A 23,949-nucleotide genomic window follows, 5' to 3' on the forward strand; every position below is an offset into this window, starting at 1 on the left:
GCAATACGTTAGCAACACGACTCTGGCGGCTTCACTCTAACGGCGAGAATAATGGTAAAAACAGGCAACACATCACAGTATCGGGATCGTCGGCGAGCGTGGGTAGATCGTTTGGTTCACCGCATTGTTGCGGGCAGTGGGCTGCTGGTGCTGGCTATGCTGTTGTTAATCTTCTTCTATCTTCTGTATGTGGTGACGCCACTGTTCCTTTCCCCCACGGTTAATGGTCAAAAAACGGTGCAGCGCCAGAGTAGAGAAGCGTCGCTGGCGTTGGGGCTTAGTGACAATGGGCAGATTGGGTTTCGCATCGATAGTCAGGGCTATGGGGAGTTTATCCCGTTCGCAGAAAGCCAACCCATGTCGCGCATCCGGCTGGTTCCTGCGCTGAGTTTACTGGCGCAAAGTCAGGGGGAGCGGCAGACTTATGCCCTGAGCCAACCTGACGGCCGTTTAGTTTTCGTGCAGCCCGTGTTATCGCGTACGGAAAACCGTTCTCCTGTCTGGACTTATCCGCTGGGTGAACAGGCCTATTCGCTTGGATTGCCTGCGCAGCCGTTGCGTCATCTGGCGGTGGCGGCGGTGGACGAAACGCATGCCGTTGTGGCGGCCATCGGGCAGGAAAATGCGTTGATTATTGCCGATATTGATGAAAACGGCGTGCGGCAACGAGCACAGATTACGCTTCCGGCTGGCGCGGTTAGCCAACTGCTGCTGACGCCAGACGGACAGCAGGTCTATTTGCTCAGCGGCAATACATTAACGCTGTGGCAGGTGGGGACGAACGCGCTGACGCTGCGAGAAGAGCGGCAATTACAGTTGTCGGAACCGTTGCATTTGGCGCTGTTGTCCGGCGGGCGATCATTGCTGGTACAGACCGCTGATGGGCAGATTAGTCAATGGTTTGAGGTGCCGGGCGAAAAGGGCGCGACGTTGACGGAGATCCGCCAGTTTCCGCACGTAGCGGGCGAATCGGTGCTGTTGGCAACGGAGGCGCAGCGGCGAGTCTTTGCCACATTGAACGCACAGGGTGAACTGTCACTGTTTGCCAGCAAGCAGTCGCATGCGCTGCTGACGCAGACATTACCGTCTCATGCGCAGGGGCTGGCGTTTTCGCCGCACGGATCTGCCATGCTGGTTGAAACGGCGCAGGGCTGGCATCGCTATCAGGTGGATAATCCGTATCCCGATATCGGCTGGCGCGGGCTGTGGCAAAAATTGTGGTATGAGAATTACCCGGAGCCTGCCTATATCTGGCAATCCACGTCTGCGGATGACAGTTATCAAGCCAAATTCAGCATGATGCCGCTAATGCTGGGCACGATGAAAGCGGCGATTTACGCCATGCTGTTTGCTACGCCGTTGGCGCTGTCCGCCGCGATTTACACCGCCTGCTTTATGTCGCCGACGCTACGACGCTGGATCAAACCCACGCTGGAAATCATGGGCGCGCTGCCGACGGTTGTCGTTGGCTTGATTGCGGCCATCTGGCTGGCGCCGCATTTTGCGACCTATCTGTCTGCGATTCTGGTTATGCCGATTTTATGGATGCTGGCCGTGCTCGGCTGCGGCTGGCTGATTGAATGCCTGCCGACGCGCTGGCGTCTCCGTTTCCCGGCAGGCTGGGACGTACTCTTCCTGATCCCCACGATCCTGCTGACATTTGTGGTCGGCTGTTGGATTGCGCCACGTATGGAAATCTGGGTGTTGGGACAGCCGCTGTACCAGTGGCTGGGCGATGATTTTGTGCAACGCAATACGCTGGTGGCCGGTGTCGCGCTCGGTTTTGCGCTGATTCCGCTGATTTTTTCGCTGGCGGAAGATGCCTTGTTCAGCGTACCGGCTCGTTTAAGTCAGGGATCGCTGGCGCTGGGCGCGACGGCGTGGCAAACCCTGTGGCGCGTCGTGCTGCCGTCCGCCAGTGCCGGGATTTTCGCTGCGCTGATGCTGAGTTTTGGCCGTGCCGTGGGAGAAACCATGATTGTGCTTATGGCGACGGGCAACACGCCGATTATGGATGAAGGTTTGCTTCAGGGGCTGCGTTCGCTGGCGGCGAATATTGCCATTGAAATGCCAGAAGCCGTGACGAACAGCGGCCACTATCGGGTGCTGTTTTTAACGGCATTAGCGCTGTTTGTGTTCACATTCATCGTGAATACGCTGGCTGAAACTATCCGGCAGCGTTTACGTCAACGTTACCGCGATGAAGGAGAAAACGCGTGAAGCGCTGGTTCCGTTCGGGAAGGCCCTGGGTGTGGCTGACCGCCTCGTCAATTTCCATTAGCCTGCTGGCGATGCTGGCAATCATCGTGCTGCTGGCGGGGCAGGGTATGCGTTACTTGTGGCCACAACCTGTCTGGCTGCTGACGCTACAGCCGGAACAGGGTGTGCAGCGCGCGCTGATGGGGGAGATTTATGCCGAACAGACACTTTCACCTCAGCAATTGGAACAGGCTGATTTAACCTCTGCGGCTGGTGATGCTGAAACACGCTATTTGATCAAAATTGGCCAGCGTGAAATTCATGGGCAGAGCTTTCGTTCGTTGCTGTCGCGTGACATTGTCCGTTTTGATAAACCCACCGATATTCTGGTATTGAAGCGAACCAACAATGGCACCGCCTATGGTTATTTGGCTGGCATGCTGGAGGGCGAGCAGCCGCTGGTGGCGACGGATCTCCCGGCGACCTTACAGCATCGCGTCGAGCAGGTGCAGGGGTTGCTCGCAAAGGCGCAGGCCATCCGCATGGGGGAGATGGCGAAGATCAACCAACAGTTTGAGGTGCTGCGGCTGGAAGAGAAAAAGCGTCAGCAGACCAGAACGTTGGATAATCAGGCACTGGCTCGTCTTCAGGCTGAGCGTATCGAACTGCAACGCCGCTTCGATGAACTGTCGCGCCAGTTAACCGCACTCAATCTGGATATTAATCGCGATACCGTACAGCTACGGGATGCGAACGGCAGTATCCATCTTATTCCGCTCAGGGACATTGAACAGGCCTGGTATCCGAATGCGATGGACCTGTGGGCAAAGGTCAGACACTGGGGTAATCAGGCGAAATATATGCTGGCGCGCTACTCGCCGGACAGCAACAGCGCAGGCCACCTTTTCCCTGCCATTTTTGGCACGGTGCTGATGGTCGTGTTGATGTCCATCGTGGTGATGCCGTTGGGCGTGATCGCCGCGGTTTATCTGCATGAATACGCGGGGAAAAACAGCCTAACGCGTTGGGTGCGAATTGCTGTGGTCAATCTGGCTGGGGTGCCTTCGATTGTCTACGGCGTATTTGGGCTAGGTTTTTTTGTGTATCTCATCGGCGGTACGTTGGATCAGCTGTTCTATTCTGAAGCACTGCCAAATCCGACATTTGGTACGCCGGGGCTGCTGTGGGCGTCACTGACGCTGGCACTCCTGACGCTACCGGTGGTCATTGTGGCGACGGAGGAAGGGCTATCACGCATTCCGATGTTGGTACGCCACGGTTCATTGGCGCTAGGTGCCACCAAAGCCGAAACGCTGTGGCACGTTGTGCTGCCGATGGCGGTTCCTGCGATGATGACTGGTTTAATCCTCGCCGTGGCACGTGCCGCAGGGGAAACCGCACCGCTGATGTTGGTCGGCGTGGTGAAGTCGGTGCCGGTTTTACCGGTTGATGACATTTTCCCTTATCTGCATCTTGAGCGAAAATTTATGCATCTGGGATTCCAGATTTACGATTTGGCGTTCCAAAGCCCGGACGTGGAAGCCGCCAGGCCGCTGGTATACATTACTGCGCTGCTGTTGGTGCTGATTGTCGTCGGGCTGAATCTGGCGGCGATTGGAATCCGCCATGTTCTGCGTGAGAAATATCGTTCGTTATCACTCTGAAAGTAGGATGAAGTTATGGGATTTATGACACAAAAGGAGATGGCACCGCTGCCTGATGTTCATCAACTGAGTGATGAACAGACGATGTTAACCGTGGAACATCTGAATCTGTACTATGGCAATAAGCAGGCACTGAACGATATTTCGATTCGTATTCCGAAGAATCAGGTCACAGCGCTGATTGGGCCGTCGGGCTGTGGCAAATCTACGCTGTTACGCTGCTTTAATCGGATGAATGATCTGGTGGACAACTGCCGTACCGAGGGCGATATCTGGCTGAACGGTATGCCAATTAACGACCCGCAGCTAGATGTTGCCGTGTTACGCCGCCGGGTCGGTATGGTTTTCCAACGCCCGAATCCGTTTCCCAAATCGATCTATGAAAACGTCATTTATGGCCTGAGATTACAGGGGTTGCGCGATCGCCGCTTTTTGGATGATGCCGTTGAGCATGCGCTGCGGGCGGCGGCGCTCTGGCATGAGGTAAAGGATCGGCTGAGCGACAACGCGTTGACGCTATCCAGTGGGCAGCAGCAGCGTTTGGTGATCGCACGTGCGATCGCCATTGAGCCGGAAGTGCTGTTGTTAGATGAACCGACCTCCGCGCTCGATCCGATTTCGACGCTGATTGTTGAAGAACTGATGGGAACGCTAAAGCAGCATTTCACGCTGGTATTGGTGACGCATAACATGCAGCAGGCGGCTCGCGTGTCGGATTACACCGCGTTTATCAATCAGGGTAAGTTAATTGAGTACAACCGTACGGACGATCTGTTTACCTCGCCGACGCAGCGCCGCACAGAGGATTATATTACCGGACGCTTTGGGTAAAATTTCATCAGGCCACTGTGTTCAAAGGGCTTAAAAAAATTATGGATACCGTTCATCAATTGTCCGTGCCATTTGAAAAATTGATGATAAAATGCGCGCAAATTTTTTGACTCTGGCAAGTGGCGGGTAAGATGAAATTTAGCACTATGAACGAAGGCGAAATTATTACCGAGCTGTGCCGGAGGATAAAAGACGCCAGAATCCAGCAGCGCTTATCGCAGGTCGATCTCGCCGAGCGAGCAGGACTGGGGATTGCGACGATCAAACGTGCTGAAATGGGCGAATCCATTACGCTCAGCAGCCTGCTTTCCATTCTGCGTGGGTTGAATCGCCTGCATCAGATTGAGGGCGTGCTCTTCGACGCCGAAGTGGAGTCTTTCCACGCACAGATCAGCGGTGAGAAAAAACAGACGCCGCTGCGTATCAGAAAGAAAGCTGCGGCCTTTCCCGCCAAGGCGCTCGCTAAGCATGAAAATGTCAAGAAGCCTGCTAACAGCACTGTGGACTGGTACATCGCGGCAGCTGAAAACAACATTGTCTGGTCATTGCCGGAAAGTGATAAAAAATAAAGGGTTAATGCAAATGCATTAACCCCTGCGCATCACCCCTGATTGTCGCGTTAATCTGCCGAGCATTTAATGCGACAAGGCCAGTTTGATCATTCGCACAGCACGACTTTAATCGCCAATCCCCCGCGAGAGGTTTCACGGTACTTGGCATTCATGTCTTTGCCTGTTTCATACATGGTTTCAATTACTTTATCGAGCGATACGCGTGGTTCACTGGCGCGGCGCATGGCCATTCTTGCTGCGTTGATCGCTTTTACGGAGGCAATGGCGTTACGTTCGATGCACGGCACTTGAACCTGACCCGCGACCGGATCGCACGTCAGCCCCAGATTGTGCTCCATGCCGATTTCCGCTGCGATGCATACCTGCTCTGGGTTGGCACCGAGGAGTTCTGCCAGACCGGCCGCGGCCATTGAGCAGGCCACGCCAACTTCGCCCTGACAGCCCACTTCGGCCCCAGAAATAGACGCATTCATTTTGTAGAGCATACCGATAGCGCCAGCTGCCAGAAAATAGCGCAGGTAAGATTCCGGCGTGACCGGTTGAACGTAGCGATCGTAATAGGCCAGCACGGCAGGAATAATGCCGCACGCGCCGTTAGTTGGTGCAGTGACCACGCGCCCGCCTGCCGCATTTTCTTCCGACACGGCCATGGCGAACATGTTAACCCAGTCCATCGCATCCATCGGATCGTTAGAAAAACGATCGTTGATGAACAGCAGGCGATGCAGCGCTGATGCCCGGCGGGGAACGCGTAACGGGCCGGGCAACACGCCTTCCGTATTCATGCCGCGATGCATACAATCCTGCATGGTTTTCCACACGTCGGCAAAATAGTGCTCAAGTGCTTCCCGGCCATGCATCGCAATCTCGTTTTTCAGGACGATAGCGGATAACGACAGGCAGTGATCGTGACAATGTTGCAGCAGTTTCTGGGCAGAAAAGAACGGGTAGGGCGCGCTTTCCTCTGCCAAATTGGGTTTGCCGAAGTTTTCCTGATCGACGACGAATCCGCCCCCGATGGAGTAATACGTTTTGCTATAGACCCGCTCTTGTCCGCTGTAGGCGCGAATGGTCATGCCGTTTTCATGCAGCGGCAGGTTTTCCGGTTGGAAACGCAGGGAAGTTTCCAGCGGGAAGCTGACCTCATATTGACCGTTGAGTATCGGTAACCGCTGAGTCTCTTTCACCTGCTGAATAAAGGCCGGAATACTATCGATATTAACGCTATCTGGCAGATTACCGGCTAATCCCATAATGATGGCGATATCGGTGTGGTGACCTTTTCCCGTCAGGGAGAGCGAGCCGTAAATATCAACGACGATGGATGTCACCGATGAGATAAGCGCGCGGTTCACCAGATCGTCGGTGAACATCTTGCCCGCTTTCATTGGGCCGACGGTATGAGAACTGGACGGGCCGATACCGATTTTGAAGATATCAAATACGCTGACCATAGCGATTTCCTTAAAAAAAACGCCGGTCGTTAGACAACGTTCCGGCGTTAAATTAGTGTCGGGGGCTTACAGCAGATCGCGCAGGCTGTAAACGATGGCGGAAATAGCGATCAGTCCCATCAGAGTGACGAAGACGTTACTGATGTGGCCGCTGTATTTTTTCATTGCCGGGACTTTCTGAATAGCGTACATCGGCATCAGGAACAGCAGGCATGCGATAATCGGGCCGCCCAATGTTTCGATCATGCCCAGAATGCTTGGGTTCAGCGTCGCAACAATCCAGGTAGTGATCAGCATGAACAGCGCAGTGATGCGGTTCAACTTGGTGCTGGAAATGGTTTTTCCTCTGCTGCGCAGGGTTTTCACGATCATACCATTGAAACCTTCGCCAGCACCCAGATAGTGACCCAGGAACGATTTAGATATTGCGATAGTGGCAATAACCGGTGCCAGATAGCCCATGACTGGGTTGTTAAAATGGTTCGCCAGATAGGACAGAATAGAAATATTCTGCGTTTTCGCTTCCATCAGTTCAGCAGGAGAGAGGCTCAGTACGCAGCTGAAGACGAAGAACATCACGGTCAGCACCATCATAATGTGGCTATAAGACAGGATGCGTGAACATTTTTTCTCTGCGTCATCGCCATATTCTTTCCGCTTGGCAACGGCGAAAGAGGAGATGATCGGGGAGTGGTTGAAGGAGAAAACCATCACCGGAATAGCCAGCCATAATGTCGCCAATAGACCATTGCCCGTTACGCTGGAACTCAAAGAAATGTTTTCAAAAACAGATGTATTCCAGTTCGGAATTAAATAAAGCGCCAGCAACATCAGCACGGCGACGAAAGGATAAACCAGAATACTCATTGCCTTAACGATCATCGCTTCACCGAAGCGAACAATAAACATTAACCCGAGGATTAATATTAATGACAGCACGGCACGCGGCGGAGAAGGTAAATGCAACTGGTGAGTAATAAAGCTATCAACCGTATTGGTGATGGCGACGCTATAAACTAACAGGATCGGATAAATAGCGAAAAAATAAAGCAAAGTGATTAATTTACCCGCACCAACGCCGAAATGTTCTTCAACAACTTCGGTAATATCTTCGCCACCTTTTTTGCCGGATAATACAAAACGGCATAAAGCACGGTGAGAATAATATGTCATCGGAAAAGCAATCAGCGCCATGATAATTAACGGAATTAAACCACCAATACCGGCGTTGATAGGTAAGAATAACACGCCAGCGCCGATGGCCGTGCCATAGAGGCCTAGCATCCAGACGGTATCGCTTTTACGCCATCCTGAAGCCTGTTCTAACACCTGGCTGCTATCTTGAATTGTGCTCATATACTGATTTCTCCTCGGTGAACACATTAATACCCGTCGTGTTGGGGTACAAAAATTACAGTACCGGCAACTTGCCGTTACAGAGTTTAAAAAACGAACAAGACATATTGCTAATTATGTCAACAGGTCAATACTGTTTTGTGGCGGCATTCTATATCGTGGTGGTCAGCGAATAATATTGAGGCGATCACAGAAATGAATTGACGGGGAATATTTTAATAAATTTTCGAGAAAAATAAAATATCAATCCTGATACTTTATTTTAAATATTTTTAACGGCTCGTTATTGATACTTTATTTAATTGCTGAGTGATAAAAATGCACAGTGAATAAAATAAATAGCAGCTGAAATAATAAACGCAATTTTGCTGATGTCACGCGTAATGATGATTTTTCTCTTTTTCGACGCAGCGGTAGCAGATGTGCTTCCTGCGAACGTATCGAATGCGTTGCTATTAATAGATAGTTATTAATAGACGGTTATCCGACAGGCTGTCATCTGCCGGATAACCGTTACCGCGCTGTCAGGCAGTCAGTTTTTCTTCTGCCCACGCCAGACCGCTGTGATATTCCTCTGGTAATAGAGGTGCTAGCGATTGCAGCGTGTGTTGCAGCTGTGCGGCATCCGATGACGATAAATTGAGGTGTCCAACTTTGCGGCCGGGGCGAACCTCTTTCTCATACCAGTGCAGATGTACCAGCGGCAGCGCCAGCCAGTCGATATTTACGTCGGTGCCAATCAGGTTGACCATCACCGAAGGCGTTTCAACGACCGGTACCGGTAGCGGCAGATCCAGAATGGCGCGCAGGTGCAATTCAAACTGGCTGATCGACGCGCCATTTTGCGTCCAGTGGCCGCTATTGTGTACGCGGGGAGCCAGCTCGTTAATGAGCAGACGATCGCCGACAATAAAGCATTCCATCGCCATCACACCGACATAACCCAGCGCGTTCATAATCGCGGATAGCATCTGCTCTGCCTGTTGTTGCAATTGCGGGTTGGGCTGAGGGAAGGCCACGCTGGTGCGCAGAATGCCATCCTGATGCAGGTTATGGGTGAGCGGATAGAACACGCATTTGCCGTGCGTATTGCGGGCACCGACCAGTGAGACTTCACCGGAAAAATTAATGCCTTGTTCAACGATGCATTCGCCGTAGCAGTCTGCAGGCAACGTCTGCTGTTCCCCATCGCGCAAGCGCCACTGTCCGCGACCGTCGTAACCACCAACGCGACGTTTAACGATCGCCAGTTCACCTAATGAGGAAAAAACGTGCGGCCATTCATCGGCGCTGGCCAGTAATTGCCAAGGCGCGGTCGCCAGATTCAGCGAATCCAGCAGCTGTTTTTGCGTCAGGCGATCGGCCAGACGCGGGAAAATATCGCGGTTCGCAAACGCGGTGTGTTCGGCCAATTCACGGGTGAGGGCGGTTTCCGGCCAGCGCTCGATCTCGGCGGTAATCACACTGTTATGAAACGGTACCGATTCCGGCTCAGCATCCAGTCCCACCGGATAAACGGCAATACCTAATGGTTCGCCAGCCTGACGCAGCATTCTGCCCAACTGACCATTACCTAATACGCAGACCGGCTTCATGCCTCCTCCCGCGGATCGGGATGAGAGAGTACATCGTCGGTTTGCGCCTGGCGCCAGTCGGCCAGTCGGGTGGCGATGCCACGATCGTGCAGGGCGAGAATTTGTGCGGCCAGCAGAGCGGCATTCGCTGCGCCCGCTTTGCCAATGGCTAACGTGCCGACCGGAATACCGCGAGGCATTTGGACGATAGAATACAGGCTGTCTACACCGCTCAGCGTTGAGCTTTGAACCGGCACGCCAAGCACGGGAACCAGCGTTTTCGCTGCCAGCATACCCGGCAGGTGTGCTGCGCCGCCTGCGCCAGCGATAATCACATCAAAACCGTTCTGTGCCGCTTGTTCTGCAAAGCTGAACAGCTTATCCGGCGTCCGGTGTGCGGAAACGACTTCGGTATGAAAAGGAATGTTCAGCGTGGTAAGGATTTCCGCAGCAAACTGCATAGTGGCCCAGTCACTCTTTGAACCCATGACGATGGCAATTTTAGCCGGGGCAACGTTGGATGACATGCCTGTAACGCTCCTGTGATTGTACGTGTTCGTAACGCCTTTGCGTCGACCAGACGGGGAGGGTCTGGCGTTGAGGGCGTAGAGCATACCACGCCATTATGGCAAGGAAAACGGTTGCGTATGCGGAAATGCTGGGGAAATAAGATTAGAGGCCGTTAAGCCAATGGCAGGAAACGCATTAAAATGGGAAGGAAATCAGTTCGATATTTTGTGGCGTGACCTTAATCATCGACCCTTCTTCATGCCAGGCACCGAGAACGGCGCGACGGGCATAAGACTCGCCGAGATCGACCTGATGAATGGCCGGGCGGTGCGTGTGGCCATGAATCATTGTCTTTACCTGATAATGCCGTAGGCGTTCAAGTACCGCGTCATGATTGACATCCATAATCTGCTGCGATTTTTTCTGGTTTTCCTGCTGACTGGTTGCACGCATCTTCGCCGCGATTTTCACGCGTGATGACAGCGGTAATAGCAGAAAGAGTCGCTGAATGAATGGATTGTGAACCCGGCGGCGGAATTGCTGGTAGTGATGATCGTCGGTACACAGCGTATCGCCGTGCAGAATAAGGATCTTTTGACCGTAAAGATCGAGCACCGTTTCCGTTGGAAGCAGCGTCATTCCGCTTTGTTTAGCGAAACGCTTACCGATCAGGAAATCACGGTTACCGTGTACAAAATAGCAGGGAATGCCGCGCTGATGTAATGCATAAAGTTCAGCGGCGATGGTGGCATGTAGCGGCTGAGGATCGTCGTCGCCAATCCAGGCATCAAACAGATCGCCAAGAATGTATAACGCATCGGCATGAATCGCATCATGGCGTAAAAAACGCAGAAAACCGGCGGTAATCGCCGGTTCATGAAGACTTAAATGCAGATCGGCAATGAACAGCGTTGCCATGCAGATCGGATTATTCGCTGACCGTTACGTGGGTAATTACCACGTCTTCTTTCGGTACGTCCTGATGCATGCCGCTGCGGCCAGTAGCTACGCCTTTGATTTTATCAACGACGTCCATACCTTCGGCGACTTCAGCGAAAACGCAGTAGCCCCAGCCATCTGCACGCTCTGAACGGAAGTTCAGGAAGTCGTTATCGACAACGTTGATAAAGAACTGAGCCGTTGCAGAGTGCGGATCGTTGGTACGCGCCATTGCCAGCGTGCCACGCGTGTTTTTCAGGCCGTTGTTGGCTTCATTTTTGATTGTCGCGTTGGTTTCTTTCTGATCCATACCGGGAGCGAAGCCGCCGCCCTGGATCATGAAACCATTAATCACACGGTGGAAAATCGTGTTGTCATAAAAACCGCTGCGGCAGTAGTTCAGGAAGTTTTCTACGGTAACCGGCGCCTTGTCTGCAAACGTATTAATAACGATATCGCCGTGGTTGGTATGAAGCGTAATCATAATAATGAACCCTAGATAGCCTTAGTGATTAAGAGTGCTGTTCACAAAAGGCGGTGAACAGCAAGAGCGCTGTTATAGCATAACTGGTCGATTGAGTCAGTACTTCGCGCTTATCGCGCCGTTGTTAGCGGTTGGCTGGAGGGGTAAATCGTATAAAAATGTTTACTACTCTGATTTTGGTAGGCATCAGATAAGGTGTGCGCTGAAGAAGATTGCGTAATCAGGCGTTAATCAGGGAATAGGGACTTTTAAAAACAAATAAATTGATCAAATTTTTCAATTACAGTTAATTAATTTGAATGATATTTTTGTTGCCCTAGATCAATGTTTTGCGTAATCAACGTGTTCTTTTTTTGCGGCTCAGATTAATCTGAGAGTAATTCTTATTCCTCCTAAATAACTCTAAAGAGATAGGTGAACTATGCTGGGCATTCTGGATAGTGTTAATCGTCTGTTAGACAAGCCGGATTTTGGCAAACTGTTTCTGCGCGTATCTTTCAGCGTTTTGATGTTGTTCCACGGTTGGCACAAACTACACGGTGGCATTGGTTTTATTGAAGGAATGCTGACTAATGCTGGGCTCCCTGCGTTTGTAGGCTACGGTGTTTATATCGGGGAAGTGATCATTCCGATCATGATGATACTCGGCATCTTGACGCGGCCTGCCGCGCTGATCTTCTCTTTCACCATGCTTGTTGCTGCATTGCTGGTGCATTCTGGTGACTTCCTTTCTCTGGAAAAAACCGGCGCATGGGCAGTTGAAGGCGCTGCGGTGTTCTTCTTTGCGGGTATCGCGATTGCTTTTCTCGGCAGCGGAAAATACTCCGTGATGTCGAATCCACGCTTGCGCTGAGTGTTTTTTCGCCAGTACGTCGATTGTGTGAAATGGCCCGGATTTTCCGGGCCATTTCATTTTTATCCTTTCCTACCTTTCCCTTTTCTTATTAACCTTGCAATACAGTAGGGTTCAGGTTTCAATACGCCGTTGGGTATCAACCCGAACGCATTGATGTTACTGACGCTAGCCGCGTCTGTGATTGACCTATCGTGTGAACGCTATACTTTTTGAACATTGTGTCGAATGTCGTGCGTTTGTGAAAACCATTTCTTTGAAAAACGTTTTTTGTGAAAACCATTTTTTATAAAAACACTGGAACGCCCTGATGCTAAAGATTTTTAATACGCTGAGTCGCCAAAAAGAGGAATTTAAACCTATCCACGCCGGTCAGGTGGGAATGTATGTGTGTGGCATCACCGTTTATGACCTGTGTCATATCGGTCACGGGCGTACTTTCGTGGCGTTTGATGTGGTGGCGCGGTATTTGCGGTATCTGGGATATTCACTGAAGTATGTGCGTAATGTCACCGATATTGACGACAAGATTATTAAACGTGCGGCCGAAAACGGGGAAACCAGCGACCAACTGACGACTCGTATGATTGCAGAAATGCACGCCGATTTTGATGCTTTGAATATTCTGCGCCCGGATGCCGAGCCGCGTGCGACGCACCATATTGCCGATATCATCGAAATGGTGGAAACGCTGATTGCCCGTCGCCACGCCTATGTCGCGAGTAATGGCGATGTGATGTTCTCCGTTGATACCGCGCCGGGCTACGGTGTGCTGTCTCGCCAGGATCTGGATCAATTGCAGGCTGGCGCACGCGTTGAAATTACAGAAGTGAAGCGTAACCCGATGGACTTCGTTTTGTGGAAAATGTCCAAACCGGGTGAACCGCACTGGTCTTCTCCGTGGGGAGAAGGGCGTCCTGGCTGGCATATCGAATGTTCTGCCATGAACTGCAAACAGCTCGGCGAGCACTTTGATATTCACGGCGGGGGTTCAGATTTGATGTTTCCGCACCACGAAAACGAGATCGCGCAATCCAGCTGTGCACACGATGGTCCGTATGTGAATTACTGGATGCACTCCGGCATGGTAATGGTTGACCGCGAGAAGATGTCGAAGTCGCTCAATAACTTCTTCACCGTTCGCGACGTGCTGGCGTACTACGACCCGGAAACCGTGCGTTATTTCCTGATGTCAGGCCACTATCGTAGCCAGTTGAACTACAGCGAAGACAACCTTAAACAAGCGCGTGCGGCGTTAGAACGTCTGTATACGGCGCTGCGTGGAACGGATCCTGATGCTGCGGCGCAAGGGGGAGACGAGTTTGAAGCCCGTTTCCGCGAAGCGATGGACGATGATTTCAACACGCCTGAAGCGTACTCGGTGCTGTTTGATATGGCGCGTGAAGTTAACCGCCTGAAAACGGAAGATGTGCAGGCGGCGAATCAGCTGGCATCGGCACTGCGTAAACTGTCAGGCGTGCTCGGCCTGCTGGAACAGGATCCAGAACAGTTCCTGCAAAACGGTGCGCAGGTGGATAACGACGAGGTGAAAGAAATCGAAGCGTTAATCCAGCAGCGTAAAGATGCGCGCGCGGCGAAAGACTGGGCGTTGGCGGATCAGGCTCGCGATCGACTGAATGAAATGGGGATCGTGCTGGAAGATGGCCCGCAGGGAACGATCTGGCGCCGTAAGTAATCTTCTTCTCTTTCAATAAATAAAAAGCCCGCAAATATACATTGCGGGCTTTTTTTCACCATCATTGCCGTCTTAAGCGTTAGTCGGCGATTTTTACCGTTTCACCGTTGAACTGAACGGTTTGCCCGGCGACGATCTTGCAGCGCTTGCGTGTTTCTATCTGGCCGTCAACGGTCACGTCACCTGCGGCGATAGCCAGCTTAGCCGTCGCGCCGCTTTCACTCCAGCCCAGCAATTTCAAGAGATCGCACAGTTCAACGTGCGGATGTTTTTCAAGATTAAAGGTTGCCATAAGTTCCTGCTTATTCGTGTTTGACTCGCCAGTTATTCGGCGTGGTCATGGTACTCTTCGCACGCCTGCAGCGTGTTTTGAATCAGTGTGGCAACGGTCATAGGGCCGACGCCGCCCGGCACAGGACTGATGTAAGACGCTCTTTCCTGTGCGGTTTCAAATTCCACATCGCCGACGACTTTGCCGCTTTCCAGACGATTGATACCTACGTCCAGCACGATTGCACCCGGTTTAATCCATTCGCCAGGAATGAAGCCCGGTTTACCCACGGCGACAACCAGCAGATCGGCATTTTCAATATGGTGGCGCAGATTTTTGGTGAAACGGTGTGTGACGGTAGTGGTGCAGCCTGCCAGCAGCAGTTCCAGACTCATCGGACGGCCAACAATATTAGACGCGCCGACGACAACGGCATTCAGGCCGAAGGTGTCGATATTATAACGTTCCAGCAGCGTGATGATGCCGCGTGGCGTACAGGCGCGTAGCAGCGGCGCGCGCTGGCACAGGCGACCGACGTTGTAAGGATGGAAGCCATCAACATCTTTACTTGGCGCGATGCGTTCGATCACTTTGGTGTTATCAATGCCCTCTGGCAGCGGAAGCTGGACCAGAATACCGTCAATCGCCTGGTCGGCATTGAGCTGGTCGATAAGTGTTAACAGCTCTGATTCTGTTGTCGTGGCGGGTAAATCATAAGAGCGGGAGATAAAGCCGACTTCTTCACACACCTTGCGTTTGCTGGAGACGTAAATCTGTGATGCCGGATTCTCGCCGACCAGCACAACAGCCAGACCCGGTGCGCGTTTTCCTGCTGCCAAACGCTGTGTGACTCGTGCGGCAACTTCGTCTTTGACCTGCTGCGCAATCGTTTTACCATCAATAATCTTTGCTGCCATCTGAGATGAGACCCATCAATGTGAAATAGGGGGGAGATGGCCGCTATTCTGTCAGAAGCTGCTCGTGCTGTCAGGCATTGCATCAACATTAATTGTTTCTACATTGAGATTTTTCTCGCTATTCGCTCACTTCGATACGGTTTTTGCCGCCATTTTTGGCGCGATACAGCGCGGCATCGGCGATATCGATGACGGACGACGCGGTTGGCGGCGGAGTATCCACGCAGAACACGTAGACACCCGCGCTAATGGTGACGATTTTGTCTAGGAACAGCGTCGTTTCATGCGAAATTTTTTCTTCGCGCACTAAATCCAGTGCACGCTGAGCAAGCGTGGTGGCACCGTGCTTATCGGTGTCGGTGATGATGATAGCGAACTCCTCGCCGCCATAGCGGGCGACCAAATCCTCTTTGCGCCTCGGCATGTTGCTCAGGATATTACCAATCTTACGCAGGCACTCATCGCCAGCCACATGCCCATAGTGATCGTTGTATTTCTTGAAGGCGTCGACATCGATCATGATGAGCGCCATACATTCCCGCGTTTCCGCCGCTCGCAATAGCGTTTGCTGTAGGAACATGTCGAATTGACGACGGTTGGCTAATCCCGTTAGGCCATCAAACAGCGCCAGCGTTTGCAGGGTATGGTTAACTGAGGTGAGTTCATCACGCACGATGGTTAAATCGACCTGATTTTTCAAATTGATGCGAATTTGTCTCAGTACGATCAGGCCGAGCAGGACAATGGTGAACAGCAGGATGAGCGTAATGGCACCGTAAACCAGACTATCTGTTCTCCATTTTGCGAGCACTAAATTGAGGTCGTAGCCTGCTGCGATAACGATGGGGTAGCGCTTTAATTTGGTGTAGCCATAAATCCGTTCGATGTGATCCAGCGTGGAGACGAATGTCGCTGTACCACTCTCGGACTGTTTCAGATGTTCTGAAAAGAGCGGACCGTTGGATACATTACGGTTGATGTATGAATCGTCGTAAGGCCGACCGTACAGAATCCTGCCATCGGACAGCAAGATAGCGAGCACATCCATGTTCCCCATGGAGTAGTACCCATAATACTGTTTGAAATAGTTCAGCGAGAGGGTGGCAAGTAGCACGCCGTTAAAGCTGCCGTCTGGCTTATTGATGCGCATAGAGACGGGAATGATCAAATCGCCCGTAGAGCGACTCTGAATCACGCTGCCGATGTGCATGGTCTGGCTGACGTTGCTCTGGTGGTACTTGAAATATTCTCTGTCGGCGTTATTCGCATTTGCTGGTTTTGCTATCCCTGAGTTCACCAGCCACTCGCCTTTGTCGTCGTAAATGAAGATGCCATGCAACTGCGGCAGCGTCGCTTTACGATTTTTTAGAATATCGCCCAATCGGTTCAGCTGTGCGGGCGATTGACCATCCTGCTCGATACGCTCTTGTAAATCCTGTAACAATATGTCGACTTGTAAAAATGTATCTTCGGCATGGCGTGCCAGTGACAACGACAGGTTTTTGGCGTTTCGCTCTGTGGAATCGATAAGCTGTTGGTGAGAGTTGAATACTGCCCATCCGTTCAGCGCCACTACCGTGGTGATGATGAATAGCATAAAAATAATCATCAATTTTTGGAGCGGCATTTGATAGTGGCTGGCCTTGTCACGCGTGCTGACCTTCATTGTCCTTCCCATCCTTAGCCAGAGAGATGACTGATGATAAGTGTAGACGTTCTTGTCGTTTGCGCTGTTATTGATGAGATTTGCTTATGATTTTTTGCCGGATTTTATCGAGCAATAAGTCGCTCTGATAATAAGGTAACCCCTCTGGATTTCGTCTCCATCTACCGTTGATAAAAACGCTAAAATAAATCGGTATCATCATGCTTATTTACTAAAATCATCTACGATAAATGACGTTGTGTTACATAACGTTATGAAAATTTATTTCTATGCTAACGATCAAGGTGAGTCACAAGGTGTAAGGAAATTTTTATTTGGCATTAAATACGCTATGTTTAATTGGCGTTTAACTGAAATTGCTAATGATAGGGCTATTGTATTTTTACGTTTCGGTTGATGAGAGTGACGGAGCATTCGTGAATGTAGATTGCTCATCACGATTAAGAAGGGCAAGAAATAAATTGAAATGTAACACCTCTATTCAGATTGAAAAATAAGAAAGATACTGCGGCGGAATATGGTTTCAGTCAGTGATGAAATAAAGAGCCCTTCATGAAAATAGCGATTAGCGGAACAGGTTATGTCGGTTTATCGAATGGATTATTATTGGCACAACAGCATCAGGTTGTGGCGTTAGATATTGTGGCTGAAAAAGTGGCGATGTTGAATCAACGCAAATCGCCGATTAATGACGCCGAGATTGAGCGTTTTTTACAACACGAAACGCTAAATTTTTCCGCTACGCTGGATAAGCATGAAGCGTATGCCGATGCGCAGTTCGTGATTATCGCTACGCCGACAGATTACGATCCACACACTAACTATTTCAACACGTCGTCGGTAGAGGCGGTCATTCGCGATGTGCTGGCGATTAACCCACAGGCCATTATGGTGATTAAATCGACGGTGCCTGTTGGTTTCACCGAGAAAATCAGCCAGCAGTTGGATACTGATAACATCATTTTTTCGCCCGAGTTTTTGCGCGAAGGAAAGGCGTTGTACGACAACCTTTACCCGTCGCGGATTGTCGTGGGTGAGCGGTCGGAAAGAGCCCGTTTTTTCGCTAACCTATTGATGGAATGTGCATTAAAAAAAGATATTCGCGTGCTGTTTACCGACCCGACAGAGGCCGAGGCGATAAAACTGTTTGCGAATACCTTCCTGGCGATGCGTGTCGCCTACTTTAATGAATTGGACAGCTATGCTGAATCGCTGGGGTTGAATACCCGGCAGATTATTGAAGGTGTGTGCCTCGATCCGCGTATTGGCAACTACTACAACAATCCTTCTTTCGGCTACGGCGGCTACTGTTTGCCGAAGGATACCCGGCAGCTTTTGGCTAACTATCGTACTGTTCCGAATAACCTTATCAAGGCTATCGTGGACGCTAACCATACGCGGAAAGACTTCATTGCCGATACGATTATCCGTCGCCATCCGAAAATCGTCGGCGTTCATCGTCTCATCATGAAGGCGGGGTCGGATAATTTTCGCTTTTCTTCCATTCAGGGCATTATGAAAAGAATAAAAGCGAAAGGAATCAATGTCGTGGTTTATGAACCTGGGATTGATGATGATAATTTCCTGGATTTCCCCGTCATTCACCAACTCGACAGTTTCAAACAACAGTGTGACATTATTATTACCAACCGCTATGCCGACGAATTAAAAGATGTAATAGGAAAGGTTTATACAAGGGACTTATTTGGTGAGGATTGATTTCTTGTCGTAAATCAATAAATCGACATTTCGCTATTCGAGAAAAGTTCATTTTTGCATTGTAATTAATTATGTCTTCTTGCCGCTTTGTGATGTTGTGCGGTTTATCTGTGATTTTATGATTGTCGCAATAAATTAAGGTTGGCTTAAGGCTTCATTATTTAGACTGCTTAATGATGATTTGTCGCCATTATTTATTTTGGGAATACGTTATGACGGATTTTTTGCCTTTTTCCCGCCCAAGCATGGGCGAAGAGGAAATTGCTGCCGTGGCGGAGGTATTACGTTCCGGCTGGATAACTACAGGGCCGAAATGTCAGCAATTAGAACAGGCGTTTTGCCAGCAGGTCGGGTGCCGACAGGCGATTGCGGTTAGCTCTGCGACGGGGGGGATGCACGTTACGCTGATGGCGCTTGGGATTGGCCCCGGCGACGAAGTGATTACGCCGTCCCAGACCTGGGTTTCGACCGTCAATATGATTACGCTCCTGGGGGCGGAACCGGTGATGGTGGACGTGGATCGGCATACGCTGATGGTGCGACCGCAGGATATCGAGGCGGCTATCACACCGAAAACCAAGGCGATTATTCCCGTGCACTATGCCGGTGCGCCAGCCGATCTGACGGCGCTGCGTGCTCTGAGCGAACGCTATAGCATTCCGCTGATTGAGGATGCGGCGCATGCCGTGGGTACGCAGTATCGCGATGAGTGGATCGGCGCGCGTGGAACCGCCATTTTCTCGTTTCACGCGATTAAAAATATCACCTGTGCGGAAGGTGGCATGGTGGTGACGGACGACGAGGCTCTTGCCGAACGCATACGTAGCCTGAAGTTTCACGGGCTGGGCGTTGATGCGTTCGACAGGCAGCGACAGGGGCGCAAGCCACAGGCTGAAGTGGTAACGCCGGGGTTTAAATACAATCTGGCGGATATCAATGCGGCGATTGCGCTGGTGCAACTGGATAAGCTCCCGGCGATCAACGCCCGCCGTCAGCAGCTTGCCGCCCGTTATCTTACCCAACTGCGTTCGCTGCCGCTCCAGCCGCTGGCTGTTCCCGATTATCCCCATTTGCATGCCTGGCATCTATTTATGGTGCGCGTGGATGAAACGCGGTGCGGCATCTCGCGCGATGGCCTGATGGCGGCACTACAAACGCACGGCATTGGCACCGGACTGCATTTCAGAGCGGTGCACACGCAGAAATATTACCGTGAGCGCTATCCCCATTTGCACCTGCCGGAAACGGAGTGGAATTCGGCGTCGCTGATGACGCTGCCGCTATTCCCTGATATGCAGGATAGCGATGTCGATCGCGTCGTCGCGGCGCTAACCTCGATTCTGGAGTCTGTTCGTGATTGATGACATCAAAAATGTGTCCGTTGTAATTCCCGTTTATAACGAAGAAGAGAGCCTGCCGGTGCTGATTGAACGCACGCTGGCGGCCTGTCGGCAGATCGGTAAACCCTGGGAAATTATTCTGGTTGATGATGGTAGCAGCGATCGCTCGGCGGAACTGCTGACTGAGGCGGCGAGCGACCCGGAAAAGCACATTATTGCCGTATTGCTGAACCGTAACTATGGTCAGCACTCGGCCATCATGGCTGGATTCCAGCAAGCGGTAGGCGATGTGGTCATTACGCTGGATGCCGATTTGCAAAACCCGCCGGAGGAAATTCCACGGCTGGTGGAGTATGCCGCGCAAGGCTATGACGTGGTCGGCACTGTGCGAGCCAACCGGCAGGATTCACTATTCCGCAAAGTGGCCTCGAAAACCATCAACATGATGATCCGGCGTTCGACGGGGAAATCTATGGCGGATTACGGCTGTATGCTGCGTGCTTATCGTCGCCACATCGTTAGCGCGATGCTGCACTGCCATGAACGCAGCACCTTTATTCCTATTCTGGCCAACACCTTTGCGCGGAAAACCATTGAGATCGACGTGATGCACGCCGAACGCGAATTCGGCACGTCCAAATACAGTTTTCTGAAGCTGATTAACCTGATGTACGACCTGCTGACCTGCCTGACGACGACGCCGCTGCGCATACTCAGCCTGATTGGCAGCGTCGTTGCGCTGTCGGGTTTCCTGTTGGCGCTGCTGTTGATCGGCCTGCGTTTGTTTTTAGGGGCAGAGTGGGCGGCAGAGGGCGTGTTCACGCTGTTTGCCGTGCTGTTCATGTTTATCGGCGCGCAGTTCGTCGGGATGGGGCTATTGGGGGAATACATTGGTCGTATCTATACCGATGTGCGTGCCCGGCCACGCTATTTTGTGCAAAAAACAGTGAGCGCGGCAACGCCACTGACCACCAGTTTACGGGATGAAGAAGAATGAAAGCGATCGTATTTGCCTACCATGATATCGGCTGCGTCGGCCTTGAGGCGTTAAAGCTTGCCGGTTATGAGATTCAGGCGGTGTTCACGCACAGCGATGCACCGGGTGAGAACCACTTCTATGCGTCGGTGGCGAAAGCGGCAGCCGAGATGGATGTGCCGGTGTTTGCTCCGGAAGACGTTAACCATCCGCTCTGGGTGAACCGTATTCGGGAACTGGCGCCGGATGTGATTTTTTCCTTCTATTACCGCACGCTGTTAAGCGACGATATTCTTCAGTTGCCGTCGTTTGGCGCATTCAATCTGCATGGATCTCTGCTGCCGCGCTACCGTGGACGGGCACCGGTGAATTGGGTGCTGGTGAACGGTGAAACGCAGACGGGCGTGACGCTGCACAAGATGGTGTCACGCGCCGATGCTGGCGATATCGTTGCTCAGTCCGTGGTGGCGATTGACGATGAAGACACCGCGCTGACGTTGCATGGAAAATGTCGTACTGCCGCTGCGGCTTTACTGGCGCAGCAGCTCCCGCTGATCCGCTCGCGTGAGATTATGCTGACGCCGCAGGATGAGAGTCAGGCTAGCTATTTCGGACGTCGTACCGCGGCAGACGGGCTGATCGATTGGCAAAAAAGCGCCCGTGAGATCAACAATCTGATCCGCGCGGTGACGGAGCCGTATCCGGGGGCGTTTACGTTCCTCGGCGAGCGCAAAGTGGTTATCTGGCGTGCCCGCGTGCTGAAAAACGACAGTATGAAAGCCAATGGCGTGAAGCAGGAACCAGGCTCGATTATCTCGACATCGCCGCTGGTCGTGTCCTGCGGTGAAGATGCACTTGAGATCGTCAGCGGACAGAGCGAGTCCGGGCTGTATATGTCGGGTAGCCGACTGGCGGCGGAAATGGGCATGGTGCCACAGGCGAAACTGGGTAACCTTGCCAGCCGTGTGCAACGACGCCGCACGCGCGTCCTGATCCTCGGCGTGAACGGTTTTATCGGTAATCACCTGACCGAACGCCTGCTGCGCGACGATCGCTATGAAATTTACGGACTGGATATCAGTTCGGATGCCATCGCCCGTTTTCTTGGCGATCCGCGTTTCCATTTTGTGGAAGGCGATATCAGCATTCATAACGAATGGATCGAATATCACATCAAGAAATGCGATGTCATTTTGCCGCTGGTGGCGATTGCAACGCCTATCGAATACACCCGTAATCCACTGCGCGTGTTTGAGCTGGATTTTGAAGAAAACCTGAAAATCGTGCGCGACTGCGTGCGCTACAACAAACGCATTGTCTTCCCGTCCACCTCAGAAGTGTACGGCATGTGTGATGACAAAGAGTTTGATGAAGATACCTCACGCCTGATTGTCGGGCCGATCAACAAGCAGCGCTGGATTTACTCTGTGTCCAAGCAACTGCTGGATCGGGTGATTTGGGCGTACGGCGCGAAAAATGGCCTGCGTTTCACGTTGTTCCGTCCGTTTAACTGGATGGGGCCGCGTCTGGATACGCTGGACGCCGCGCGAATCGGCAGTTCCCGGGCAATTACCCAGTTGATCCTCAATCTGGTGGAAGGATCGCCGATCAAGCTGGTGGACGGCGGAGCACAGAAACGCTGCTTTACCGACATTCACGATGGTATTGAGGCGTTGTTCCGTATTATTGAAAACCGCAACGGTCAGTGTGACGGGCAGATTATCAACATCGGCAATCCGCACAATGAAGCCAGTATCCGTGAACTGGGCGACATGCTGCTGACCAGCTTTAATGCCCACCCGCTGCGCGATCGTTTCCCGCCGTTCGCCGGATTCATTGAAGTGGAAAGCAGCAGCTATTACGGCAAAGGGTATCAGGATGTGGCGCATCGCACGCCGAGCATTCGTAACGCCAAACGGCTGCTGGAATGGGAACCGACGGTGAAGATGGAGCAAACCGTCGCGGAAACGCTAGACTATTTCCTGCGTACCGTTGATCCCCAGCACGCCGATAACGTCACGGATACGCAGGGATGACGCGCGTTGGCCTGCGAATTGATGTCGATACCTGGCGCGGTACGCGGGACGGCGTGCCCGCGCTGCTGAAGGTGCTGGCGGAGTTCGACACTCAGGCGAGTTTCTTTTTTAGCGTCGGTCCGGACAACATGGGGCGCCACCTGTGGCGTCTGCTGCGCCCACGCTTTTTATGGAAGATGCTGCGCTCCAGCGCGGCCTCGCTCTACGGCTGGGATATTTTGCTGGCCGGCACGGCGTGGCCGGGGCGTCATATTGGCGCACGGTTTGGCTCGTTAATCCGCCAGACGTACGACGCCGGGCATGAAGTGGGGTTACATGCCTGGGATCATCACGGCTGGCAGGCGAATGTCGCTCGTTGGTCGGATGCGCAACTGGCTGCGCAGTTCCGTGAAGGCATGGACGCGCTGACGCCGATGCTGCCAGCGCCGGTACGCTGTTCTGCGGTGGCGGGTTGGCGAGCCGATCCGCGCGTCGTTGAGATGAAACAGCGCTGGGATCTGGACTATAACAGCGACTGTCGCGGCACCCGACCTTTTCGGCCGCGCCTGAAAAACGGTGAGTTGGGCACTGTGCAGATCCCGGTTACGCTGCCGACCTACGATGAAGTCATTGGTGAGCGCGTGAGCGACGACGAATTCAACGACTTTATTCTTGAGGCGATCCAGCAGGATCGCGGCGTGCCGGTCTACACCATCCATGCGGAAGTGGAAGGGGGCGTGAAGCTGGCGCTGTTTCGCCAGTTGCTGCTTCGAGCCCGTCAGCAGCACATCGAATTTTGTCCACTTTCTTCATTACTGCCTGATGACCGAGCGACGTTACCCGTCGGGCGAATTGTACGCGCGCCGTTTCCCGGACGGGAAGGGTGGCTTGGCGTGCAAACGGAAGAATAAAT

20 protein-coding genes are annotated in these 23,949 nt (G+C 52.2%); 11 read left to right on the forward strand and 9 right to left on the reverse strand.

Annotated elements, in window-relative coordinates:
- Positions 1-51 precede the first annotated feature (51 nt).
- From I2D83_RS06885 to I2D83_RS06900, 4 genes are all read left to right on the forward strand, one after another.
- Positions 52-2,220 carry an ABC transporter permease subunit gene (locus I2D83_RS06885; protein WP_205947765.1) on the forward strand — a complete coding sequence of 723 codons (2,169 nt, stop codon included), beginning with the start codon at positions 52-54 and terminating at the stop codon, positions 2,218-2,220.
- Complete coding sequence (gene pstA / locus I2D83_RS06890) at positions 2,217-3,863, forward strand: phosphate ABC transporter permease PstA (protein WP_205947766.1); 1,647 nt, start codon at positions 2,217-2,219, stop codon at positions 3,861-3,863. The genes I2D83_RS06885 and pstA overlap by 4 nt, the downstream gene beginning before the upstream one ends.
- A gap of 15 nt (positions 3,864-3,878) precedes the next feature.
- Positions 3,879-4,694: a phosphate ABC transporter ATP-binding protein PstB gene (gene pstB, locus I2D83_RS06895; RefSeq protein ID WP_205947767.1), complete on the forward strand. Its 816-nt coding sequence runs from the start codon at positions 3,879-3,881 to the stop codon at positions 4,692-4,694.
- A 131-nt stretch (positions 4,695-4,825) separates the two neighbouring features.
- Positions 4,826-5,263, forward strand: coding sequence for a helix-turn-helix domain-containing protein (locus I2D83_RS06900; RefSeq protein WP_181848618.1), 438 nt, complete (start codon positions 4,826-4,828; stop codon positions 5,261-5,263).
- A gap of 89 nt (positions 5,264-5,352) precedes the next feature.
- On the opposite strand, the gene I2D83_RS06905 is transcribed toward I2D83_RS06900, so the two are convergent.
- The 6 genes from I2D83_RS06905 to ppiB all read right to left on the reverse strand — a co-directional run bounded on the left by I2D83_RS06905 (position 5,353) and on the right by ppiB (position 11,583).
- Positions 5,353-6,720 carry an L-serine ammonia-lyase gene (locus I2D83_RS06905; protein WP_015841119.1) on the reverse strand — a complete coding sequence of 456 codons (1,368 nt, stop codon included), beginning with the start codon at positions 6,718-6,720 and terminating at the stop codon, positions 5,353-5,355.
- Positions 6,721-6,786: 66 nt separating this feature from the next.
- Positions 6,787-8,076: an HAAAP family serine/threonine permease gene (locus I2D83_RS06910; RefSeq protein WP_180779746.1), complete on the reverse strand. Its 1,290-nt coding sequence runs from the start codon at positions 8,074-8,076 to the stop codon at positions 6,787-6,789.
- A gap of 524 nt (positions 8,077-8,600) precedes the next feature.
- Positions 8,601-9,671, reverse strand: coding sequence for a 5-(carboxyamino)imidazole ribonucleotide synthase (purK, locus tag I2D83_RS06915; RefSeq protein ID WP_015841117.1), 1,071 nt, complete (start codon positions 9,669-9,671; stop codon positions 8,601-8,603).
- Positions 9,668-10,177, reverse strand: coding sequence for a 5-(carboxyamino)imidazole ribonucleotide mutase (purE, locus tag I2D83_RS06920; protein ID WP_180741834.1), 510 nt, complete (start codon positions 10,175-10,177; stop codon positions 9,668-9,670). Before purE ends, purK begins: the two co-directional genes overlap by 4 nt.
- A gap of 178 nt (positions 10,178-10,355) precedes the next feature.
- Positions 10,356-11,078: a UDP-2,3-diacylglucosamine diphosphatase gene (gene lpxH / locus I2D83_RS06925; RefSeq protein ID WP_181829063.1), complete on the reverse strand. Its 723-nt coding sequence runs from the start codon at positions 11,076-11,078 to the stop codon at positions 10,356-10,358.
- Positions 11,079-11,088: 10 nt separating this feature from the next.
- Complete coding sequence (gene ppiB, locus I2D83_RS06930) at positions 11,089-11,583, reverse strand: peptidylprolyl isomerase B (protein ID WP_015841114.1); 495 nt, start codon at positions 11,581-11,583, stop codon at positions 11,089-11,091.
- 421 nt (positions 11,584-12,004) lie between these two features.
- On the opposite strand from ppiB, the gene I2D83_RS06935 reads away from it, so the two are divergent.
- The gene (locus I2D83_RS06935) at positions 12,005-12,436 is read left to right on the forward strand and encodes a DoxX family protein (protein WP_015841113.1); all 432 of its coding nucleotides are present in this window, start codon (positions 12,005-12,007) and stop codon (positions 12,434-12,436) included.
- A gap of 310 nt (positions 12,437-12,746) precedes the next feature.
- Positions 12,747-14,132 carry a cysteine--tRNA ligase gene (cysS, locus tag I2D83_RS06940; RefSeq protein WP_181829062.1) on the forward strand — a complete coding sequence of 462 codons (1,386 nt, stop codon included), beginning with the start codon at positions 12,747-12,749 and terminating at the stop codon, positions 14,130-14,132.
- A gap of 79 nt (positions 14,133-14,211) precedes the next feature.
- Here the strand turns inward: cysS and ybcJ are convergent, their stop codons facing one another.
- From ybcJ to I2D83_RS06955, 3 genes are all read right to left on the reverse strand, one after another.
- The gene (gene ybcJ / locus I2D83_RS06945; RefSeq protein WP_015841111.1) at positions 14,212-14,424 is read right to left on the reverse strand and encodes a ribosome-associated protein YbcJ; all 213 of its coding nucleotides are present in this window, start codon (positions 14,422-14,424) and stop codon (positions 14,212-14,214) included.
- A gap of 32 nt (positions 14,425-14,456) precedes the next feature.
- Positions 14,457-15,320, reverse strand: a complete 864-nt coding sequence (folD, locus tag I2D83_RS06950) for a bifunctional methylenetetrahydrofolate dehydrogenase/methenyltetrahydrofolate cyclohydrolase FolD (RefSeq protein WP_205947768.1) — start codon at positions 15,318-15,320, stop codon at positions 14,457-14,459.
- 118 nt (positions 15,321-15,438) lie between these two features.
- Entirely contained in the window at positions 15,439-16,986 is a 1,548-nt protein-coding gene (locus tag I2D83_RS06955) for a sensor domain-containing diguanylate cyclase (RefSeq protein WP_205947769.1), read from the reverse strand.
- 552 nt (positions 16,987-17,538) lie between these two features.
- Here I2D83_RS06955 and I2D83_RS06960 point away from each other — a divergent pair.
- The 5 genes from I2D83_RS06960 (at position 17,539) to arnD (ending at position 23,947) form a co-directional block, all read left to right on the forward strand.
- Positions 17,539-18,705: a nucleotide sugar dehydrogenase gene (locus tag I2D83_RS06960; protein WP_205947770.1), complete on the forward strand. Its 1,167-nt coding sequence runs from the start codon at positions 17,539-17,541 to the stop codon at positions 18,703-18,705.
- A gap of 212 nt (positions 18,706-18,917) precedes the next feature.
- Positions 18,918-20,066, forward strand: coding sequence for a UDP-4-amino-4-deoxy-L-arabinose aminotransferase (gene arnB / locus I2D83_RS06965; protein WP_181845392.1), 1,149 nt, complete (start codon positions 18,918-18,920; stop codon positions 20,064-20,066).
- The gene (arnC, locus tag I2D83_RS06970; RefSeq protein ID WP_181848610.1) at positions 20,059-21,042 is read left to right on the forward strand and encodes an undecaprenyl-phosphate 4-deoxy-4-formamido-L-arabinose transferase; all 984 of its coding nucleotides are present in this window, start codon (positions 20,059-20,061) and stop codon (positions 21,040-21,042) included. Before arnB ends, arnC begins: the two co-directional genes overlap by 8 nt.
- Positions 21,039-23,057 (forward strand): bifunctional UDP-4-amino-4-deoxy-L-arabinose formyltransferase/UDP-glucuronic acid oxidase ArnA, encoded by a 2,019-nt coding sequence (gene arnA / locus I2D83_RS06975; protein WP_181829058.1) that lies wholly within the window; start codon positions 21,039-21,041, stop codon positions 23,055-23,057. Before arnC ends, arnA begins: the two co-directional genes overlap by 4 nt.
- Positions 23,054-23,947, forward strand: a complete 894-nt coding sequence (arnD, locus tag I2D83_RS06980; RefSeq protein WP_205947771.1) for a 4-deoxy-4-formamido-L-arabinose-phosphoundecaprenol deformylase — start codon at positions 23,054-23,056, stop codon at positions 23,945-23,947. The genes arnA and arnD overlap by 4 nt, the downstream gene beginning before the upstream one ends.
- The last annotated feature ends 2 nt before the right edge of the window (positions 23,948-23,949 follow it).

Source organism: Pectobacterium aroidearum (assembly GCF_015689195.1).
GTDB classification, from domain to species: Bacteria; Pseudomonadota; Gammaproteobacteria; order Enterobacterales; family Enterobacteriaceae; genus Pectobacterium; species Pectobacterium aroidearum.

Excerpts from the sequence above, each read along its gene's own strand:
- I2D83_RS06885 (WP_205947765.1), top strand. The coding sequence starts at position 52 with ATGGTAAAAACAGGCAACACATCACAGTATCGGGATCGTCGGCGAGCG.
- pstB (WP_205947767.1), top strand. The coding sequence starts at position 3,879 with ATGGGATTTATGACACAAAAGGAGATGGCACCGCTGCCTGATGTTCAT.
- I2D83_RS06900 (WP_181848618.1), top strand. The coding sequence starts at position 4,826 with ATGAAATTTAGCACTATGAACGAAGGCGAAATTATTACCGAGCTGTGC.
- I2D83_RS06905 (WP_015841119.1), bottom strand. The coding sequence starts at position 6,720 with ATGGTCAGCGTATTTGATATCTTCAAAATCGGTATCGGCCCGTCCAGT.
- I2D83_RS06910 (WP_180779746.1), bottom strand. The coding sequence starts at position 8,076 with ATGAGCACAATTCAAGATAGCAGCCAGGTGTTAGAACAGGCTTCAGGA.
- purK (WP_015841117.1), bottom strand. The coding sequence starts at position 9,671 with ATGAAGCCGGTCTGCGTATTAGGTAATGGTCAGTTGGGCAGAATGCTG.
- purE (WP_180741834.1), bottom strand. The coding sequence starts at position 10,177 with ATGTCATCCAACGTTGCCCCGGCTAAAATTGCCATCGTCATGGGTTCA.
- lpxH (WP_181829063.1), bottom strand. The coding sequence starts at position 11,078 with ATGGCAACGCTGTTCATTGCCGATCTGCATTTAAGTCTTCATGAACCG.
- ppiB (WP_015841114.1), bottom strand. The coding sequence starts at position 11,583 with ATGATTACGCTTCATACCAACCACGGCGATATCGTTATTAATACGTTT.
- I2D83_RS06935 (WP_015841113.1), top strand. The coding sequence starts at position 12,005 with ATGCTGGGCATTCTGGATAGTGTTAATCGTCTGTTAGACAAGCCGGAT.
- cysS (WP_181829062.1), top strand. The coding sequence starts at position 12,747 with ATGCTAAAGATTTTTAATACGCTGAGTCGCCAAAAAGAGGAATTTAAA.
- ybcJ (WP_015841111.1), bottom strand. The coding sequence starts at position 14,424 with ATGGCAACCTTTAATCTTGAAAAACATCCGCACGTTGAACTGTGCGAT.
- folD (WP_205947768.1), bottom strand. The coding sequence starts at position 15,320 with ATGGCAGCAAAGATTATTGATGGTAAAACGATTGCGCAGCAGGTCAAA.
- I2D83_RS06955 (WP_205947769.1), bottom strand. The coding sequence starts at position 16,986 with ATGAAGGTCAGCACGCGTGACAAGGCCAGCCACTATCAAATGCCGCTC.
- I2D83_RS06960 (WP_205947770.1), top strand. The coding sequence starts at position 17,539 with ATGAAAATAGCGATTAGCGGAACAGGTTATGTCGGTTTATCGAATGGA.
- arnB (WP_181845392.1), top strand. The coding sequence starts at position 18,918 with ATGACGGATTTTTTGCCTTTTTCCCGCCCAAGCATGGGCGAAGAGGAA.
- arnA (WP_181829058.1), top strand. The coding sequence starts at position 21,039 with ATGAAAGCGATCGTATTTGCCTACCATGATATCGGCTGCGTCGGCCTT.
- arnD (WP_205947771.1), top strand. The coding sequence starts at position 23,054 with ATGACGCGCGTTGGCCTGCGAATTGATGTCGATACCTGGCGCGGTACG.